The organism is Halobacterium salinarum DSM 3754 (genome assembly GCF_008124605.1).
GTDB lineage: Archaea > Halobacteriota > Halobacteria > Halobacteriales > Halobacteriaceae > Halobacterium > Halobacterium salinarum.
In genome coordinates, this window is record NZ_VRYN01000003.1 from 51,749 (window position 1) to 68,774 (window position 17,026).

The following is a 17,026-nucleotide window of genomic DNA, read 5'->3' on the forward strand; positions in this document are numbered from 1 at the left end:
GTGCTGCGTGTGGCCCCGGTTGATCCATGACGCCAGTTGACACCAGCGAACGGCCAGTAGTGCTCGTTTGGGAAGTCACACAAGCCTGCGCGCTCGCCTGCGATCACTGTCGCGCGAGCGCACGCCCACAGCGACACCCCTCGGAGCTGTCGACCGCCGAGGGCAAACAACTGCTGACCGACGCCGCGGCGTTCGGCGACGGGCAGTTGGTCGTGTTGTCCGGCGGGGACCCGCTTGCCAGGCCTGACACGGTCGAACTCGTCGAGCACGGCACGGACTGCGGGCTTCGCATGACCGTGACGCCCAGCGGAACGGCGTCGCTGACGCCCACGGCGATCGAGGCACTGGCCGACGCGGGCGTGGCGCAGTTCGCCGTGAGCATCGACGGCGCGACGCCGACGGCCCACGACGAGTTCCGCGGGGAGGCCGGGAGCTTCGAGCGGACGCTGCGGGCGGCCCGCGCGATCCGGGAGCTTGGGGTGCCCCTGCAAGTGAACACGACGGTGTGTGCGGACACAGTCGAAGCGTTGCCGGCGATCCGCGACCTCGTCGCGGAGTTGGGGGTGGCGTTGTGGAGCGTGTTCTTCCTGGTGCCCGTCGGTCGGGGGCGTGCGCTCGATCCGGTGTCGCCGGCGCGCGCCGAGGAGGTGATGGCGTGGCTTGACGGGGTCGCGCGCAGCGAGGCGTTCGGCGTGAAGACCACGGAAGCACCGATGTACCGGCGGGTGCGCGCACAGCGTGGGGGTGACGGTGCGCCACAGCGCCGGGCCGGCGTCACGGCGGGTGACGGGTTCGCGTTCGTCTCCCACACTGGGGCCGTGTATCCGTCCGGGTTCCTGCCGTCGTCGGCCGGAAACGTCCGTGAGCGCTCGGTGGTGGACAGCTACCGGAACAGCGAGCTGTTCCAGCGGCTGCGCGACACCGAGGCGCTCATGGGGAAGTGTGGGGCGTGTTCGTTCCGTAACGTCTGTGGAGGGAGTCGGTCGCGGGCATACGCGACAACCGGGGAGCCGATGGCCAGCGATCCGCTGTGTCCACACGTGCCCGACGGGTACGACGGGCCACTGCCCGACCGCCAGGCGACCGCCGACGACTGACCGTCCGATCGTTTCGGTGACACCAAACCAGTCGTGTCAGCGCCTGAATCCTTCCCAGACCGTAGGAACGATTCCCTGACCTGTGGAACCAGCGGGCTGCGATTAAGTGGCGGGGCCATAGCACGGCGTGTATGACCGATCAGATCGGCGCTCCCGGCCTCGGCATCTCGCGGCGTGACTTCGTGGCGGCGACCGCTGGCGTCGGGACCGCTGCCATCGCCGGCTGCACCGCTCCCGACGGAGGGGAGTCGGTGACGGACACGACCACTGCGGCCAAACAATCCGGACTCCCGACCACGAGCCCGCCGGAGGTCGTCGACGCCACCGAGCAGGGCAACCAGGTGACGCTGAAAAGCGTGCCGGCGGTCCACGACGTCCACCCCTTGGACTCGATGGGCGGCCCGGTGAAGCTCCCCCGGGTGTGGGCGTTCGCCACCGAAGACGGCGACCCGAGCGTGCCCGGCCCCATCGTGCGCACCGAGGAAGGCCAGGACATCGAGGTGACGCTCGACAACACGGACGGCAAGCGCCCACACACGCTGCATTTCCACGGGTCACAGACCGCCTGGGAGGACGACGGCGTTCCGACGACCACCGGCATCCGGGTCGGCCCCGGGGAGAAACACACCTACACCATTCCCGCCAACGTCCCGGGAACGCACCTCTACCACTGCCACTACCAGACCCAGCGCCACATCGACATGGGGATGTACGGCATCTTCCGCATCGACCCCAAGGGGTACGAGCCCGCCGACAAGGAGTACTTCATGACGGTCAAAGACTGGGACTCGCGGCTGAACCGCAGCATGGCCGGCGAGGACGTCGACTACAGCCCGCGCACCCGCAACCCCGACGTGTTCACCGTCAACGGCAAGTCCGCGCCGCGAACCCTCCACCCCGAGGACGGCTCACCGGTCATCGTCGAGCAGGGTGATACGGTCCGGCTCCACCTGGTCAACGGCGGGTACATGAACCACCCGCTGCACATCCACAACCACCGCTTCCGCATGGTCGAGAAGGACGGCGGGCAGATCCCGGCGGCCGCCCAACACACCATGGACATCACCGACATGGCTCCCGCCGAGCGCCACACCATCGAGTTCCAGGCCGACGCCGACCCCGGCATCTACCTGATGCACTGCCACAAGGTCAACCACGTGATGAACGGCACGTTCTACCCCGGTGGCATGCTCTCGGGGATCGTCTACAAGGACGCCATGGACTCGGACATCTTCGGGAAGTTGATGGACTTCGCAGGGTACGATGCCTAGGTGAGGATGACTGACAGCGATTCAGCGGTTACGAGACGGCGCGTGTTGCAGGGGTCGGCTGGGGCCGGCGCGGCCGCGGCCGGGATCGGCGGGTTCGCCGCCGGTGGCGCAGCACAGAGCGCCAGCATCGACGACTGGCTGGGCGACGTGAGCAACTACGACGGCGTCCGCGACGAAACCGGCAGCAGCGAGGTCACTGTGGACGTCGGCGTCGACGCGAACGGCGGCGCGTACGGGTTCGGGCCGGCGGCCGTGCGGGTCGACCCGGGCACGACGGTGACCTTCGAGTGGGTGTCGAACACGCACAACGTCGCCGTCGAGAGCCAGCCCGACAGCGCCGACTGGGGCGGCGTCGAGGAGATCAACAACGAGGGGTACACCGACAGCCACACGTTCGAGACGGCGGGCGTGTACACGTACTTCTGCAGCCCCCATCGTGCGATGGGGATGAAAGGCGCGGTCGTCGTCGGGGACGCCGACGTCGGCGGGGCAGCAAGCGGCGGCATCGACTGGGGCAACCTCGGCGTGCTCGGCGCCGGGTTCGCGCTCGGGATCGGGTTGCTGATGCCGTTCGTGCGGCGCGCACTTGACCCCAGTCCGCACGACCCGAACACCCACGAGTAACCGCCCGCCGCGGCACGACGTTACGTGTCTGTGGCGTCACGGACGGCCACCGCAGAGTCGTCAGTGGCCGCGGCTGCGGGCACGGACCGCTTGCCGGCGTCGTCGGCGGTCGCCACCAGGATGTCGTGGATCGTGGTGTCGACGTCGTCGTTTCGGATCGTCGCCGGAGCAACGACAGCCACGCCGTTGGCCTCGGCGGCGCGGTGTGCGCCGTCGGTGATCCGACCGAGCGCCGTCAGCAGCGTGGCGTCGGCGTCCGTGTCTCCAGCGCCGGCAACCAGATACGCCACGTGTCGCTCCGTGACGGTGGCGGTGCTGTCGTCGCCGACCAACACGAGCAGCCGCAGCGGGTGTTGGCCGTCGCCGCGCAGCGCCCGCACCATCACCGTCGTGGGGTTCACGCGGGCGTGGGCGGTCATCCAGCCCTCCGCGACGAGCTGGTATCGGAGGTCGTCGACCACGGGAGACGTGACCACACACCGGTGTTGGCTGGGCTGTGTATAGAAGCTATCGGAACGCTACACGGCGAAAAAGCGTGGCGTTTCAGGGTGTCCCCGCGGGCGGGGCGTTACTCGAAGCGCTCGGCCGCCTGCTCGAAGCGCTCGGTGGGCTCGTCCCAGTCGACGACCTCGAAGAAGGCGTCGACGAAGCTGCCGCGGTCGGGACCGTAGTCGTAGTAGTAGGAGTGCTCCCAGACGTCGAGGGCGAGGATGGGGTGGCTGCCCCAGAGCGCGCCCTCGTCGTGGTTGTCCACGGCCACGTTCCGGAGCGTGTTGCTGTGGGAGTCGTAGACGAGCAGCGCCCAGCCGCTGGCCGCGCTGGCGGCGGCCTCGAACTCGGCCCGCCAGTTCTCGTAGGAGCCGAAGTCCGCCACGATGCGGTCGGCGAGCGCCCCGGACGGCTCGTCGCCGCCCGCCGGGCTCATGGACTGCCAGAACAGCGTGTGGAGGATGTGCCCCGAGCCGTTGTGCGTGACGTCCCCGAGCGCGCCGGCTGTCGAGGCGTGGTCGCCGGTCTCACGGTTCTCCGCCAGCGTCTCCTCGGCGTCGTTCCAGCCGTTCACGTAGCCCTGATGGTGGGTGTCGTGATGCCACGTGAGCACCTGCTCGCTGATGTGTGGTTCGAGCGCGTCGTAGTCGTACGGCAGCGGTGGGAGTTCGTATTCGGACATACAGTGTGTCGTACGTCGGCGCTGCTTATGGTGGTTTCCGGAATGCAGTTTCAGTTGGGTTCGTGACGGGACGGCAACCGCGGAAGTGATGCCGAGCGTTTACAAGTATTTTTCATGATGTATGCTGGATGATACCACATGGACTTCGAACTCAGCGACGAACAACGCGCGATCAAAGCCGAAGTGCAGCGGTTCGCAGACAACGAGATCAGGCCCGTCGCCACCGAACACGACACGGCCGAATCGTTCCCCCACGAGGTCATGGACAAGGCCGCCGACGCCGGCCTCCTGGGGCCGGGCATCCCCATGGCGTATGGCGGTGCCGGCTACTCACCGGTGGAGGTCGCCATCATCGTCGAGGAGCTGTTCGCCGCCGACCCCGGCATCGGGCTGTGCGTCGCCAGCGCCGGGTTCGGTGCCGAAGCGATCACGGCGTTCGGGACCGACGACCAGAAGCGGCGGTTCCTCGAACCCGTCACTGCCGGCGACGCCATCATGGGGTCGGCGATCTCCGAGCCCGACACCGGCTCGGACGTGGCAAGCGTCTCCGCAACCGCCGAGAAAGACGGCGACGAGTGGATCATCGACGGCAACAAGATGTGGATCACGAACGGCTCCGTGGGCGACTATTTCGTCGTCCTGTGCCGGACCGATCCCGACGCCAGCGGGCGCTACGAGGGGTTCAGTCAGATCGTCGTCGAAAGCGACCGCGACGGGTTCACCGCCGAGAAGATCACGGGCAAACTCGGCATCCGGGCGTCCGACACCGCCGAACTCGTGCTCGACGCCGTGCGCGTTCCCGAGGAGAACCTCATCGGCACGCGCGGGGGCGGGTTCCTCCAACTGATGCAGTTCTTCGACGAAACCCGCACCACCGTCGCCGCACAGGGTGTGGGCATCGCGCGCGGTGCCACCGAACGCGCGCTCGCGTACGCCCAAGAGCGCGAGCAGTTCGGCCAGCCCGTCGCCGACTTCCAAGCCATCCAGCACAAGCTCGCGGAGATGCAGACGAAAACGGAGGCCGCGCGCACGCTCACGCGGAAGTCCGCGTGGAGCGTCGACCACCGCGACGACCAACTCACAGCGCTGGCGTCGATGGCGAAATCGTTCGCGTCCCGGATCGCCGTTGAGGTCGCCGACGAGGCGGTCCAGATCCACGGCGGCGCGGGCTACGTCAACGACTTCGACGTGGAGCGGTTCTACCGGGACGCCAAGATCACGCAGCTCTACGAGGGCACCACGGAGATCCAGAAGAACGTGATCGCCCGCGAGATGATGGACTGATCCCGTGTATGAGAGTGTCATAGAATGCATCACGCGCTCCGTCTGTCCACGTCATATCAAGACTCACGTGCAGGATACAAGACGCATAGCCAGCATAAGGTGGAAGTAAACACAAGCCGCTAATTCGTGAAGTGTATTTGTATCTACCACTTCAAAAAGATTTAATCCGTGCATATTTAACTCCGGCCCCCACGGCTACTACGAGGACGTCAAAGACCTTTATCCGAGAACGTCTACCGATTGACGATATAGCTAAATTCGGAACAGAAGTTCGAGTTTTTCTTGTATCTCTTCCATCTTCCGGGGCGGAACCTTTCCGAGACGCCACGAACCTGAATCATCGCCCTTCGGTCTCACTCGCCCCTCAAATGATACAGTTGTTATTAAATTCAGAATAGCTACTGAGTCACTGTCTAGCCCGTCAACTGTTCCGGGAAGTCTGACTTCACGAGAGCGGCTTTGCTTGTCACGCGATGAAACTGGAGCAACGACCACTGCTCTGTCATCGGACTTAGTATATTGGACTACAACTGCCGGATGAGGATCCTCAAATTCGCCCGGTTCGGAGTCATTGGAAGGCGTAAAATCAACGTGAATGAGGTCCCCATGTTCTGGGAAGCTCAATCGCTAATCACCTCTGCGCCCATTTCCGAGACACGTTTAACCATTTCCTCATCTAGCGACTGCTCGTCATCCTCTCCGTTTCCCCCCGACTCTAGTTTCTCTATATCCTCTATTTCTGGGTCCAATCCAACTGACTCTCTCCTCTCTGCCAGTGAGTTGAGTTCGTCTTTCCATAAGCCGCCCCGGTACTTCTCGACATTCGTCTTGACCTTTGGACGAAGCTCATCGACGTTTTCTCCCCGTATCGTCTCAAGAGATATCTCTTGACCCACAAAGTCCCAGACCGTGTTATAGAACTTCCGAATGACATTATTAATAAAAGCTTGCTGACTCGATGATAAATTGTCTTCTGTGCCAGCTTCCGAAATAATACTGGTCAGCAACTTCCGGTATTCTTCAAGCGGCTCTAGAGTGTGTTCCAGGGACTCAAGCTTCGATACTTCCTCACTCACTGGGAGGAACTCTTTGTCCAGTTCATAATAGAACTCTGTCGAGTTCTGGTGCCAATCTTTCCCGTCACCGATTGCGTCAAGCGTTTGTTGGAGGCGTGCGCTGGCCTTATACAAGTCAGTGAATCGAGCAGCATATTCATCCTTTGGCGCATACTCATCGTAGAAGCTTACCAAGTAGACCTTCGTCTCCTCTGCAGTCGCGATTCTATCAAATTCGTCGTCAAGTTCCCTAAGGAAATAGTACGCAAATTCTTCAGTCGAATGGTGGTCTTTGCTCGGCAGTCTACTTTCCTCTAAGTGTGCGATATCATCCCCCGGTTGAGGACCTAGCGCTACTCCAGTATCTGTGGTAACATCCTCGGGCGCGGGACCGTACTTGAACCAGCCGAAAGTTAGTCCCAAGTCGTGGTCCTCGTTAACAATATACTGGAGTTTGTTCAGGCGAATCTTATCGAGATGGATTTCGTCTTCGGTAAATCGCCCCTCCTGTTTGCCGAGATAGAGCGCATACTGGATTCCCTCTTTTATATCCAAAAGGAGGGATTCCTCGTCGCCGGGGGTGAGCATACACGTACCTTTTAGCACCGAATTACTTCATCTCTTTCATCGTATTTCTCGGTCGGATATGGAATCTTCAGAGCCTCTATCCTTATTTTCTCCCCTTTTACAAGTCCTCAACGGCTAACAGCTATCAACATCAAATATCCTCTTGTCGTTTGTAGTATATATTAATTACAGGAGGAAGTCTACTAGTCATTACTGACTTCTAGCATTCCACAGGCTTTCTTTCCCGACACGATTTGTCGCTGCACAGAAGCTCTGTATCTTGCATTTCATTCTGTTAGCTGTCTCTATCCAAGTACTTCTTACGCCGAGTTGCACCGAAGCAAAATGGCTGTGAGTGTTCCCGTGACACGCTAAGTGTAGGCTAGTCGCTCACGGTGGGCGGATCGACCGGCCGCCGGACGGTGCGTGACGGCGACTCGGCGTCCCGCGGCAGCGCCACCTCGAAGGCGGTGCCACCGAGGTCGCTGTCGGCGACGGTCACCGTCCCGCCGAACGTCCGCACGGCCGTGTGCACGATGTTCAACCCCGTTCCGACCGGCCGGTGCTGGAAGAACGACTCGCTGTCCGAGACGTCCAGGCCGGGGCCGTTGTCCGCGACCCGCACCGTCACCGATTCGGCCTCGACCGCGACCGAGACTGCGACCCGAGGCGTCGGGGCGTCGTTGTGCTCGACGGCGTTGGTGATGAGGTTCCGGAACACGGAGTTCAACAGCTCGTTGCCCCGAACCCGGCACGGCGGTGACGGGAGATCGGCGCTGACCTGCGCGTCCGGGTACGACTCCGTGACCCGCGCCACCTCACTGTCGAGCAGCGTGACGACGTCGATCGCCGCCGCGCCGTCGTCGCGCGTGAGCTTCCCGACGACGTCACAGACCTCCTCGATCTTCGAGACCTGCCGGTCCGCGACGTCGAGGTGATCGCGGACGGCCTGGGCGTCAGTCTGGCGGCGCGCCAACTGCAGGCGGCCGCTGAGCACGTTCACCACGTTGGGAACGTCGTGGCTGACGAGGTAGTTCAGGAGCGTGGAGCGCTCCCGGTCGGCCGTGATGCGGTCGATGTACCGATCCAGGCTCGCGGTCATCCGGCGCAGCGACGCGCCGAACCGCCCGGGAAGCGAGGTTTCGAGGACGGCCGCGTCGAAGTCGTGGTCGGCGAGCGCTTCGGCCTGCGCGGCGACCACCCGGAGGTGGCTGTGCATCGCCGCGAAGTCGTCGACGAGCGCGCCGATCTCGTCCTGTTGGCCGTCGGCGCGGGGCAGGTCACCGGCCGCGAGATCGCCCTCCGCGATGTGCGTGGCCGCGGCCTGCAGCCCGGTCACGGGGTCGACGATGTCCCGTTCGACGACCAGCACGGTGTTGACGAGCGCCAGGGTCGCGCCCACGACGAGCACGCCGACCGCCGTGATGCGTGCCGGCCCCGAGAAGTACACCGGCACGACGACCTGGGCAAGCGACACCGCGAACTGGATCGTGACCGCCAACAGGATCTTCGCACGGACGGAGCTGGCGACGCCGACTGCGTCCATCGTCCACCAGATGAACGACTCGTAGCGCCGCCAGAACCGGTGCAGTACGTCCGAGGTGGTGGTGGGCTGTGTGTGAGACATGTCTACTGTGGGGTGGGCGGGTGCCGCCCGGTACCCCTGGCAATCCTCGCCCAGAACATGTACGTGGAAGCTAATTATCGGTGCGTGGGAACGTGGGTGCCCGTAGCGGGCGCTGGGTTCCGGTCAGTCGCGGAACTCGGCGGCCACCGCGAGGGCGTCGTCCTCGGTTGGGGCTGTGGTGCGTTCGTACGTCGAGCCCTCGGGGGCTTGGGTCAGGCGCTCGTACGTCACCGCCCAGTCGCCGCCGGCGGTCCGGCGTGCGCGAACGATGGCGTTGCCGTCGGCGCGCTCCCACTCGCGGCCGGTCTGGCGGGTGACTTCGGTCCAGTCCATGGACACGGATACACCCCGAGGATGGTAAGCGCGGCGTTACTCGGGCTCCTCCCAGTCGGCGTGTTTGTGCTCGGGGGTCGGTTCGACGCCGTCCAGGACGATCCCCTCGACGAAGCCGCCGTGCTCGTCGCTTTTCGCGGCGCGCATGTCCTCGAGATAGTCGCGGTCGATGTCGCGGGCGGCACAGATCGCGTCGACGACGTCCAGCACGTCGCCGATCTCGGCGATGGCGCGGCTCTCGGCGAACTCCGTGGCCTCTTCGAGGAGTTTGTCCGCGAGGCGGTCGCGGTATTCCTCGCCCGACGCGCGGTGCGTGACTGGCGTCTCTCCGTCCTCGCGGATGGCGTCAGGCACCTCGTCGCGCACCAGTTTGTCGTGGTCTCGGCTCACAGCCTGGGTGTCGGGCACATGGAAGAAAACGGTGTCGACTACGCGGCGTCCTCGATGGCGGCCAGCACCTCGTCGGCGTGCCCCTCGGGGTCGACGCCCTCGAAGGCGGCGGTGATCGTGCCGTCGGGACCGATGACGTACGTGTTGCGAAGCGTCACGTCCATCAGTTCGCCCGTGATCTCCTGTTCGTCGTAGGACTCGTAGGCGGTCGCCACCTCGCCGCCGGCGTCACTCAACAGATCGAAAGGCAGGTTGTACTTGTCCTTGAACGCCGCGAGCTCCGAGACGGGGTCGTCGCTGATGCCGACGACGGGCACGCCGGCGTCGTCGTAGCGCCCCCAGTTGTCGCGGAACTCGCAGGCTTCGCTCGTGCAGCCCGGCGTGTCGGCGCGTGGGTAGAAGTAGACAACGACGTGTTGGCCCGCGAACGACGAGAGCGACACCGTCTCGTCGTCCTGGTTGGCAAGCGAGAAGTCGGGTGCGGTGGTACCTTCGGATAGCATACGCTGGGGGTTTGGGTCCCGACAGGGAACCAGTTACGGAACCAGCGAGCGGGTGGTCAGCGCTGCGACATCACGCCGTTACAGCGAGTAATCCGACGCGTGCAGACTCACGTAGCGGCCGTTGCGCAGCCCGAACTTCGCTTTCCGGTATTTGCCGTAGAGCTTGAGCCCGCCGGCGGCCGAGCGCGCACTGGACTTGGAGATGACGCTGCCGGTGTCGGTGGCGTCCAGCATCGATCGCGTGATGCGGATCGTGTCGTCCCAGTCGTCGGGGCCGAACGACCCGACGATGTTCGCCATTGCGACGTTGCGTTTCACCTCGTCGCCGATGGCGTCGTGCCAGGCGTCGTTGTACTCCTCGAGGCTCTCCGTGGCCGCCAGCCGCCCGGCAAGCAGGCCCGTCCGGTGGGCGACGTGGTCGCCGCCCTCGTGGAACGCCGAGGTCGCGCCCATCGCGCCGCCGGTGACGGCGATGCCCGCCTCGACCGGTGATTCGATGGGTTGCGTCGACGAGATCGGGTAGGTTTCCGTGCCGCCGGCTTTGCCGTGGTCGTCGACGATCGGGAACGCCGTGTCGATGTCGTACTCGTCGCCGTACACCTCGGTGAGGAAGCGGTGGATGTACTCGCTGCCGGACGGGATCTTGTCGTCGTCCGCGCGCAGCAGCCGCCAGTCGTCGGGGTCGAAGTCGGCGATGTCCAGGCCGATGGGCATCGTCAGTCCGACCCGGGCGACGTTGCCCTGGTTCGGGAACACCCAGGGGTAGGCGGTCTCGCCGGGCATCCATCCCCACCAGAACTTCAGGGAGGCGTCGTCGAAGACGTCGTCCGGGAACTGGCGGTACTCCTGGTACGCGATGTGGTTGGCGTCCGGCGGGCTGAGCACCGTGCTGGCCTGCGTGTCCGCGGGCAACAGGGGGTCGAGGACGCGCATGGTGATCTGACGCTGGGGGCCGTCGGCGAGCACGAGATACTCGGTGGTGACCGTCTCCCCACCACCGAGGTGGAGGGTGTGCTCGTGGCCGTCACCGTCGATGTGTGAGTCCACCGTCTTCACCGTGGTGCCGGCCTCGTAGCGCGCGCCGGCGGCCTCGGCGCGATCCCGGAGCCAGTCGTCGAAGCGGGCGCGATGGAAGGTGAACCCGAAGGCGTCGTAGTCGTTGTCGATGCCGGTCCGGTCGACGGTCACGCGCTCGGTGGGTCCGATGAACTCGGCGTCGGCCAGGTCGTGTTCGATCACGTCGTCGGGGATGTCCGCGACATCGAGGCCGGCGACGTCCAGCCAGTAATCCAGGAAGCCGGCTGCGTCCGTCGAGTCGGGGCCGAGGCGGTCGCGGTCACTTCGGGGCACGCCCTTCTCGTAGACGACGGCGTCAGCGCCTTCGTCGGCGGCCGCGTACGCAGCGGTCGACCCCGCTGGCCCACCACCAACCACGGCGACATCCACGTCAGTCATGTCTCTATGGTCACCGCGCCGCTGTTATAGTACTTCGAGTTTCGGGCTCGTGTGCGGGCGTTCACCACAACACACTGTGTGAGCGGGCGTGAGAAACACCCGAACAAATATAGCCAGTCGAACACGACAGCGAGACATGGACGTGGTGGGAGTGGGCTACGAATGCATCCGGGCGTACGTCTACGGGCTGGTGACGGCGACCACGGGCGGGGCCGTGTGGGTGGGCGCGCCCGACGTGACTGCGTCCCCGCGGATCGCGTCGGCGTGGTTCGCGGTTGCCGGCTTCGGGATGCTCGTGGTCGCGATGCTGACGCTCACGCATTTCGCGAACCGGGCGCTGTGAGCCGCGGACGGTGGCTCAGTCGCCGCCCTGCCCGTAGGACTGGAACCGGCGCTCGACGGCGGCCAGTTGGTCGTCGGTGAGCGTGTCCGGGTCGCCGTGGCGGCGCGCCCGCAGATACACCTTGCACAGCTCCTCGACGTGGATGGTGTTCTCGACGGCGTCGGCCAGATCGTCGCCGACGACGACGAGGCCGTGGTGGGCGAGGATGCAGGCGTCGCTGTCCGCGTCGGCCATCTCCGTGACGACGAGTTCGGCCAGATCGTCGGAGCCGTAGGGCGCGTACTCCGCGACCGGGACGCGCCGCCCGACCGCCGTGATCATGTAGTGGATCGGGGGGAGTTCGTCGCCCAGCACCGCCAGTGTGGACGCCCACGGCGAGTGCGTGTGCACGATCGCGCCCGCGTCAAGGCGCTGGTAGATGCCCGTGTGCATCGGGACCTCGCTGGTGGGCGTCATCTCGCCGGCGACCACGTCACCGTCGAGGGTGACCACGGGCACGTCGCTGGCGTCGAAGCCGTCGTAGGGGACGCCGGTCGGCGTCGCGGCGAACCGGTCGCCGTCGCGAACGCTCAGGTTCCCGGTGCGGCCGGGCGTGAGGTCACTCAGTGCCGGTGCGTAGTCCACCACGTCGACGCGTTCACGGGCGAGCATGGTTACAGTACCACGTCCGTTACGTCCCGGAACGATTCAATCCTGTGGTCGGGCGATTCGCGGCCGGTCAGCCCCGTGCGGTCGTTGTTGCACAGCACGCTCGTCAGCCCGACGCCGTTCGCGCCCACGACGTCCGACGCCACCGAGTCGCCGACCATCACTGCGTCCGCGGGTGCGACACCGAGGCGTGCCAGCGGCACGGTGAACATCACGCTCGCGGGTTTCTCGCGACCGACTTCCTGGCTGGTGAGCACGCAGTCGACGCGGTCGGCCAGCCCCGTGGCCGCGAGCTTCCGCAGCTGCACGCGCGTCGTCAGGTTCGTCACCACAGCCACGTCCAGGCCGGCGTCACGGAGGCGGTCTAGTGTCTCCCGAACGCCGTCGAAAAGCGACAGCGCGTCGATGTAGGCGTCCCAGTAGGCGTCGGCCAGCGCCAGCGCGTCGGCCGCGTTGGGGGTGCCCGCCTGCAGTTCGATCGCGCGCTTGAAGTAGAGGCCGCGGTCGTGGGCGCTTGCGGTTTCGGAAACCTCGCGTTTGACCGCGGCGCGCGCCCGGGAGTACAGCGATTCGAACGCCGCCCGCGAGACGTCGTAGCCGCGGTCGGTGGCTGTCTCCCAGGCCGCCTGTTGGCCCGCCTCGTTGCACGGCTGGTAGGGGTAGAGGGTGTTGTCGAGGTCGACGAACACCGCCTCGTGGCTCATGCCCCGGGCTGTGAGGGCAGCGGGGTTAACTCCTCGGGTTGGGTTACGGGAACAGCCCGCGGAACTCGTGGGCGTCCGCGCTGCGCTCCAAGGCGATGGTGTAGGCGGCGGTGCGCAGCGTCGGGATGTTGCGGTCCTCGTAGGCCACCAGCATCTCGTCGAAGGCACCCGTGAGCCGCTGTCGGAGGTCGCGGTTGACCTCCTCGACGTCCCAGGAGTACTGCTGGCTGTTCTGCACCCATTCGAGGTACGAGACGATGACGCCGCCGGCGTTCGCGAGGATGTCCGGGACGACGGGGACGCCGCGGTCGCTGAGGACTTGGGCGGCGTCGAAGGTCGTCGGGCCGTTGGCGGCTTCCACGATCACGTCGGCCGCGAGGCGTTCGGCCACGTCGACGGTGATGACGTCCTCGATCGCGGCGGGGATCAGGGCGTCGACGTCCAGCGTGAGGAGGTCGTCGTTGGAGATGGGTTCGGCGTCGTACCCCTCCAGGCGGCCGCCGTTGGCGTCAGCGTACGCCTGCACGTCGGCGATGTCGAGCCCGGTTGGGTCGTGGATCGCGCCGGTCACGTCCGAGACGGCGACGATGTTCGCGCCGCGCTCGGAGAGCAGATCGGCCGTGACGCTGCCGACGTTTCCGAAGCCCTGGATCGCCACGTCGGCGTCCTGGATGTCGGTGTCGAAGTATTCGAAGGTCTCCTCGGTGATGATGGAGACGCCGCGGCCGGTGGCCTCCACGCGGCCGTCGGTGCCGCCGATCTCCGGGGGTTTGCCGGTGACGACTTCCGGAACCGCGTACCCCTGGTAGACGGAGTAGGTGTCCATGACCCACGCCATCGTGCGGGGGTCGGTGTTCATGTCGGGCGCGGGGATGTCCGTCTCCGGGCCGATCATCCGGCGGATGCCCTCGGTGTAGCGGCGGGTGAGCTGCTCGATCTCGTTGTCCGAGAGCTCCTTGGGGTTGCAGACGATGCCCCCCTTCGCGCCGCCGAACGGCAGGTCGACGAGCGCGGTCTTCCAGGTCATCCAGCCGGCCAGCGCGGACACCTCTTCCTCGGAGACGGTCGGGTGGTAGCGGATGCCGCCCTTGTAGGGGCCGCGTGCGCTGTCGAACTGGCAGCGGTAGGCGTCGAACACTTCCACGCTGCCGTCGTCCATGCGCACCGGGAGACTGACGGACAGCGTTCGCTCGGGGGACTTCAGTCGCTCGTAGATGCCGTCGTCGATGTCAACGTACTCGCGCGCCTGCTCCATCTGCGCGAGCATATTCTCCAGCGGACCACTCTCGGTCATGTCCCCGCAAAATCTGTCGTGGTTGAAGTACGTCTCGGCTTGGAACGGGTGTGGCACGGGCAGCCATACCGCAACGCTGCGTGTCGGCCCGGGCGGCCGGCGGGTCAGAGTTCGGCGGCGAACTCGCGGGCGCGCTCCCGGATCGCGGGGGCGTCCATCCGGACGTGGGCGCCGTCCCGGTAGAGCACGTCGCCAGCAACCATCGTGAGCGTCACGTCGTCGCCGTGGGCGGCGTACACCAGATGGGAGTACGGGTCGTGGATCGGCGTCGAGCGCGCGGCGTCGGTGCTGAGGCCCACGAGGTCCGCCGTCCATCCCTCCGCGATCCGCCCCACGTTCTCGAAGCCCGCGGCCTTCGCGCCGTTGCGCGTCGCCATCTCGAAGACGCTGCGGGCGGGCAGCGCGGTCGGATCGAGGGCGTCGACTTTCCCCAGGAGGCTGGCCTGGCGCATCTCCGCGAACCCGTCGAGGGTGTTGTTGCACGGCGGGCCGTCGGTACCGAGCGCGACGTTGATCCCGCGCTCGCGGTAGTCCGCGACGGGCGCGACGCCCGAGGCCAGTTTCATGTTCGAGGACGGACAGTGCGTGACGTGCGTGCCCGTCTCCGCGAGCAGCGCGCGCTCGCTGTCGTCGGTCCACACGCAGTGTGCAAGCACCACGTCCTCGCCGGTCAACCCGACGTCGTCCAGCCAGTGGATGTTGCGCTTGCCGGTCTCGGCTTCGACGGTCTCGATCTCGCCCTGGTTTTCGCTTGCGTGCGTGTGGATGCGAACGCCGTACTCGTCCGCGAGCGCGCGGCAGCCACGCAGACACGCTTCCGTACACGAGACCGCAAACCGCGGGGTGATCGCGTACTGGATGCGCCCGTCACAAGCGCCGTCCCACTCGCGGATGAGCGCCTCCGTCTCGGCGAGCGCCGCGTCGGTGTCCTCCTGGAGGCCGTCCGGGGAGTCCTTGTCCATGAGCACCTTCCCGAGGCGCGCGCGCACGCCGCTGTCGGCGGCCGCCCCGAACGCCTCGCCGGCGTGATCGACCGAGAGGTGATCGACGACGCCGGTGGTGCCGGATTCGACGAACTCCAGGTACGCCAGGTCGGCCGCCGCCCGCATTTCGGCGGCGTCCAGCCCCGCCTCCATCGGGAGCACGTGGTCGAACAGCCAGTCCAGCAGCTCCTGGTCGTCAGCGATCCCGCGGCCGAGGCTCTGCACCGAATGCACGTGGGCACCCACCAGCCCGGGCGCGAGCACGTCCACGTCGATCCGCTCGTGGTCGGGGTAGGCGTCCGCCAGCGCGGCGCGGTCGCCGACCGCCGTGATCCGGTCGTCAACAACCACCACGGCTCCGTCCTGGAGCACGCGGTCCGCGTCCTGCACTACGGTGTCGGCGGTCAGTAGCGTCATTCCCTCACAGCGTACGCCGCCGCGCACGCTAAGGCGTTGTGATTCGGGTGGTGGTCGCGGCCGCGTCAGTCCCGGCGTGCCGCCCGCGTCGTCGCCACCATCCAGCCACCCAGGTACCCCCCGGCGGTGAACGCCGCGGCGACGAGCAGCGCCGCGCCCGCGGCGACCGCCCGGGGTGCGGTGCGCACCAGCCGGCCAGGGATCGGCGCGGTCGCGAGCACGTAGTGGAGTTGGTGGAACACGCCCACGGTGTCGCCGTACAGCACCGTCCACCAGAACGCCACGCCGACACCGACACCGGCGCTGGCGCCCGCCGCAGTCGCGGTCCGCAGGGGGTGGTGTGTACCGAGCGCGGCCGCGACGTAGCCGCCGATGAGGCCGGTGGTGCTCACGCGGAACGCCACCACCACCGCGCCCGGGTGGTGGGGGCTGAGCTGGCCGAACGTTCCGAGAATGGCGGCCTGCGCGAGCACGCCGCCGAGAACCACGCCAGCGAATCGACGCACACACCGGGCTGGGTGTGCGGGCCGCAGAAGTGTTGTGGTATCGGGCCCGCCGTTAGTCGCGGACGGCGGCCCGCGCGAGCTTCCCCTCGGCGCGCCGCAGGTGTTCTTCGAGCGTGGACCGCGCGATGTCGAACCGGTCGGCGAGGGCGGCGGTGGTGGTTTCGCGGGGTCGCTCGTAGTAGCCGGCGTCGACGGCAGCACGGAGCACGGCGGCCTGGCGGGCTGTCAGATCGGCCGCCTGGGTGCCTGGGGCCGCGCTAGCGGGCGCGCTCACCTCGCGTTTGTCCGCAACCGTGATCTCGTAGTCCGCGCGCAGGGCGTGGTACACGTCGGTGAGCGCCGCCGGCGAAAGCGCGAGCACCTGGAGGTGTTTCTGGCCGTCATCGTAGGTCAGCGGTGGCACGAGCAGGCAGCCGTGGGCGGCGAGCGTGTCCTCAACGCCATCGGCGGTCGCCGCGCGCAGGCACGCCTCGGTCACAGCAACCGTGGTGTCGCCTTCGGTGACGCGATCGCGGATGCCGACGCGGGCGTCGACGGCGGCGAGCACGCGCGCCACACCGCCGCCGCTGATCTCCAGGAGGTCGCAGTGGTCGTTGCACCACAACTGCATGCGCGCGTCGGTGTTTGCGGTGGCGGCGGCGTACGCGCTCCCGGACCCGGCGAGCCGGAGCGTCGCTTGCTGCATACGCCCAGCCCACAGCGACCACCCATAAACGACCCGTCTAGTGGCGGGTGTAGCGTCATGATCACGCGC

Annotated in this window: 20 protein-coding genes; 5 read left to right on the plus strand and 15 right to left on the minus strand. The window is 66.4% G+C overall.

Going from position 1 to position 17,026, the window contains the following annotated elements; genetic code table 11:
- Positions 1–26: 26 nt before the first annotated feature.
- The 3 genes from APQ99_RS08315 to APQ99_RS08325 all read left to right on the plus strand — a co-directional run bounded on the left by APQ99_RS08315 (position 27) and on the right by APQ99_RS08325 (position 2,992).
- The gene (locus tag APQ99_RS08315) at positions 27–1,097 is read left to right on the plus strand and encodes a radical SAM protein (RefSeq protein WP_136361416.1); all 1,071 of its coding nucleotides are present in this window, start codon (positions 27–29) and stop codon (positions 1,095–1,097) included.
- A 131-nt stretch (positions 1,098–1,228) separates the two neighbouring features.
- Positions 1,229–2,368 (plus strand): multicopper oxidase domain-containing protein, encoded by a 1,140-nt coding sequence (locus APQ99_RS08320; protein WP_136361417.1) that lies wholly within the window; start codon positions 1,229–1,231, stop codon positions 2,366–2,368.
- Between the two features lie 6 nt (positions 2,369–2,374).
- The gene (locus tag APQ99_RS08325; protein ID WP_136361418.1) at positions 2,375–2,992 is read left to right on the plus strand and encodes a halocyanin domain-containing protein; all 618 of its coding nucleotides are present in this window, start codon (positions 2,375–2,377) and stop codon (positions 2,990–2,992) included.
- 20 nt (positions 2,993–3,012) lie between these two features.
- On the opposite strand, the gene APQ99_RS08330 is transcribed toward APQ99_RS08325, so the two are convergent.
- Both APQ99_RS08330 and sod read right to left on the minus strand, forming a co-directional pair.
- Positions 3,013–3,468: a hypothetical protein gene (locus tag APQ99_RS08330; protein ID WP_229373424.1), complete on the minus strand. Its 456-nt coding sequence runs from the start codon at positions 3,466–3,468 to the stop codon at positions 3,013–3,015.
- A gap of 92 nt (positions 3,469–3,560) precedes the next feature.
- Positions 3,561–4,163: a superoxide dismutase gene (gene sod, locus APQ99_RS08335; RefSeq protein ID WP_136361419.1), complete on the minus strand. Its 603-nt coding sequence runs from the start codon at positions 4,161–4,163 to the stop codon at positions 3,561–3,563.
- Positions 4,164–4,301: 138 nt separating this feature from the next.
- Between sod and APQ99_RS08340 the strand changes: the two genes are divergently transcribed.
- Positions 4,302–5,447, plus strand: a complete 1,146-nt coding sequence (locus APQ99_RS08340; protein ID WP_010902861.1) for an acyl-CoA dehydrogenase family protein — start codon at positions 4,302–4,304, stop codon at positions 5,445–5,447.
- A 252-nt stretch (positions 5,448–5,699) separates the two neighbouring features.
- On the opposite strand, the gene APQ99_RS08345 is transcribed toward APQ99_RS08340, so the two are convergent.
- The 7 genes from APQ99_RS08345 to APQ99_RS08375 form a co-directional block, all read right to left on the minus strand.
- The gene (locus APQ99_RS08345; RefSeq protein WP_136361420.1) at positions 5,700–6,071 is read right to left on the minus strand and encodes a type II toxin-antitoxin system PemK/MazF family toxin; all 372 of its coding nucleotides are present in this window, start codon (positions 6,069–6,071) and stop codon (positions 5,700–5,702) included.
- On the minus strand, positions 6,068–7,090 hold the full coding sequence (locus APQ99_RS08350; RefSeq protein WP_136361421.1) for a hypothetical protein: 1,023 nt from the start codon (positions 7,088–7,090) through the stop codon (positions 6,068–6,070). Before APQ99_RS08350 ends, APQ99_RS08345 begins: the two co-directional genes overlap by 4 nt.
- Positions 7,091–7,451: 361 nt before the next feature.
- Positions 7,452–8,696 (minus strand): sensor histidine kinase, encoded by a 1,245-nt coding sequence (locus tag APQ99_RS08355; protein ID WP_010902862.1) that lies wholly within the window; start codon positions 8,694–8,696, stop codon positions 7,452–7,454.
- A 123-nt stretch (positions 8,697–8,819) separates the two neighbouring features.
- Entirely contained in the window at positions 8,820–9,029 is a 210-nt protein-coding gene (locus tag APQ99_RS08360) for a DUF7543 family protein (protein WP_010902863.1), read from the minus strand.
- Between the two features lie 36 nt (positions 9,030–9,065).
- Positions 9,066–9,419, minus strand: a complete 354-nt coding sequence (locus tag APQ99_RS08365; protein WP_136361422.1) for a nucleoside triphosphate pyrophosphohydrolase — start codon at positions 9,417–9,419, stop codon at positions 9,066–9,068.
- 38 nt (positions 9,420–9,457) lie between these two features.
- Positions 9,458–9,922 (minus strand): peroxiredoxin, encoded by a 465-nt coding sequence (locus tag APQ99_RS08370; protein WP_010902865.1) that lies wholly within the window; start codon positions 9,920–9,922, stop codon positions 9,458–9,460.
- A gap of 78 nt (positions 9,923–10,000) precedes the next feature.
- The gene (locus tag APQ99_RS08375) at positions 10,001–11,377 is read right to left on the minus strand and encodes an NAD(P)/FAD-dependent oxidoreductase (protein WP_136361423.1); all 1,377 of its coding nucleotides are present in this window, start codon (positions 11,375–11,377) and stop codon (positions 10,001–10,003) included.
- A 136-nt stretch (positions 11,378–11,513) separates the two neighbouring features.
- Between APQ99_RS08375 and APQ99_RS08380 the strand changes: the two genes are divergently transcribed.
- Complete coding sequence (locus tag APQ99_RS08380; protein ID WP_010902867.1) at positions 11,514–11,720, plus strand: hypothetical protein; 207 nt, start codon at positions 11,514–11,516, stop codon at positions 11,718–11,720.
- Between the two features lie 15 nt (positions 11,721–11,735).
- On the opposite strand, the gene APQ99_RS08385 is transcribed toward APQ99_RS08380, so the two are convergent.
- From APQ99_RS08385 to APQ99_RS08410, 6 genes are all read right to left on the minus strand, one after another.
- The gene (locus tag APQ99_RS08385; protein WP_010902868.1) at positions 11,736–12,371 is read right to left on the minus strand and encodes a class II aldolase/adducin family protein; all 636 of its coding nucleotides are present in this window, start codon (positions 12,369–12,371) and stop codon (positions 11,736–11,738) included.
- A 2-nt stretch (positions 12,372–12,373) separates the two neighbouring features.
- Entirely contained in the window at positions 12,374–13,072 is a 699-nt protein-coding gene (locus tag APQ99_RS08390; RefSeq protein WP_010902869.1) for an HAD family hydrolase, read from the minus strand.
- A 43-nt stretch (positions 13,073–13,115) separates the two neighbouring features.
- Positions 13,116–14,366 (minus strand): glutamate dehydrogenase GdhA2, encoded by a 1,251-nt coding sequence (gene gdhA2 / locus APQ99_RS08395; RefSeq protein ID WP_010902870.1) that lies wholly within the window; start codon positions 14,364–14,366, stop codon positions 13,116–13,118.
- Between the two features lie 104 nt (positions 14,367–14,470).
- Complete coding sequence (locus tag APQ99_RS08400) at positions 14,471–15,766, minus strand: 5'-deoxyadenosine deaminase (RefSeq protein WP_136361424.1); 1,296 nt, start codon at positions 15,764–15,766, stop codon at positions 14,471–14,473.
- A 65-nt stretch (positions 15,767–15,831) separates the two neighbouring features.
- Positions 15,832–16,272, minus strand: a complete 441-nt coding sequence (locus tag APQ99_RS08405; RefSeq protein ID WP_012289291.1) for a hypothetical protein — start codon at positions 16,270–16,272, stop codon at positions 15,832–15,834.
- Between the two features lie 52 nt (positions 16,273–16,324).
- Entirely contained in the window at positions 16,325–16,957 is a 633-nt protein-coding gene (locus tag APQ99_RS08410) for a helix-turn-helix domain-containing protein (protein ID WP_136361425.1), read from the minus strand.
- Between the last annotated feature and the right edge of the window lie 69 nt (positions 16,958–17,026).

Bases quoted from the DNA above. Each gene is read 5' to 3' on its own strand.
- APQ99_RS08370 (WP_010902865.1), bottom strand. From the start codon at position 9,922: ATGCTATCCGAAGGTACCACCGCACCCGACTTCTCGCTTGCCAACCAG.
- APQ99_RS08400 (WP_136361424.1), bottom strand. From the start codon at position 15,766: ATGACGCTACTGACCGCCGACACCGTAGTGCAGGACGCGGACCGCGTG.
- APQ99_RS08320 (WP_136361417.1), top strand. From the start codon at position 1,229: ATGACCGATCAGATCGGCGCTCCCGGCCTCGGCATCTCGCGGCGTGAC.
- APQ99_RS08380 (WP_010902867.1), top strand. From the start codon at position 11,514: ATGGACGTGGTGGGAGTGGGCTACGAATGCATCCGGGCGTACGTCTAC.
- sod (WP_136361419.1), bottom strand. From the start codon at position 4,163: ATGTCCGAATACGAACTCCCACCGCTGCCGTACGACTACGACGCGCTC.
- APQ99_RS08375 (WP_136361423.1), bottom strand. From the start codon at position 11,377: ATGACTGACGTGGATGTCGCCGTGGTTGGTGGTGGGCCAGCGGGGTCG.
- APQ99_RS08350 (WP_136361421.1), bottom strand. From the start codon at position 7,090: ATGCTCACCCCCGGCGACGAGGAATCCCTCCTTTTGGATATAAAAGAG.
- APQ99_RS08410 (WP_136361425.1), bottom strand. From the start codon at position 16,957: ATGCAGCAAGCGACGCTCCGGCTCGCCGGGTCCGGGAGCGCGTACGCC.
- APQ99_RS08340 (WP_010902861.1), top strand. From the start codon at position 4,302: ATGGACTTCGAACTCAGCGACGAACAACGCGCGATCAAAGCCGAAGTG.
- APQ99_RS08360 (WP_010902863.1), bottom strand. From the start codon at position 9,029: ATGGACTGGACCGAAGTCACCCGCCAGACCGGCCGCGAGTGGGAGCGC.
- APQ99_RS08385 (WP_010902868.1), bottom strand. From the start codon at position 12,371: ATGCTCGCCCGTGAACGCGTCGACGTGGTGGACTACGCACCGGCACTG.
- APQ99_RS08315 (WP_136361416.1), top strand. From the start codon at position 27: ATGACGCCAGTTGACACCAGCGAACGGCCAGTAGTGCTCGTTTGGGAA.
- APQ99_RS08390 (WP_010902869.1), bottom strand. From the start codon at position 13,072: ATGAGCCACGAGGCGGTGTTCGTCGACCTCGACAACACCCTCTACCCC.
- APQ99_RS08325 (WP_136361418.1), top strand. From the start codon at position 2,375: ATGACTGACAGCGATTCAGCGGTTACGAGACGGCGCGTGTTGCAGGGG.
- APQ99_RS08355 (WP_010902862.1), bottom strand. From the start codon at position 8,696: ATGTCTCACACACAGCCCACCACCACCTCGGACGTACTGCACCGGTTC.
- gdhA2 (WP_010902870.1), bottom strand. From the start codon at position 14,366: ATGACCGAGAGTGGTCCGCTGGAGAATATGCTCGCGCAGATGGAGCAG.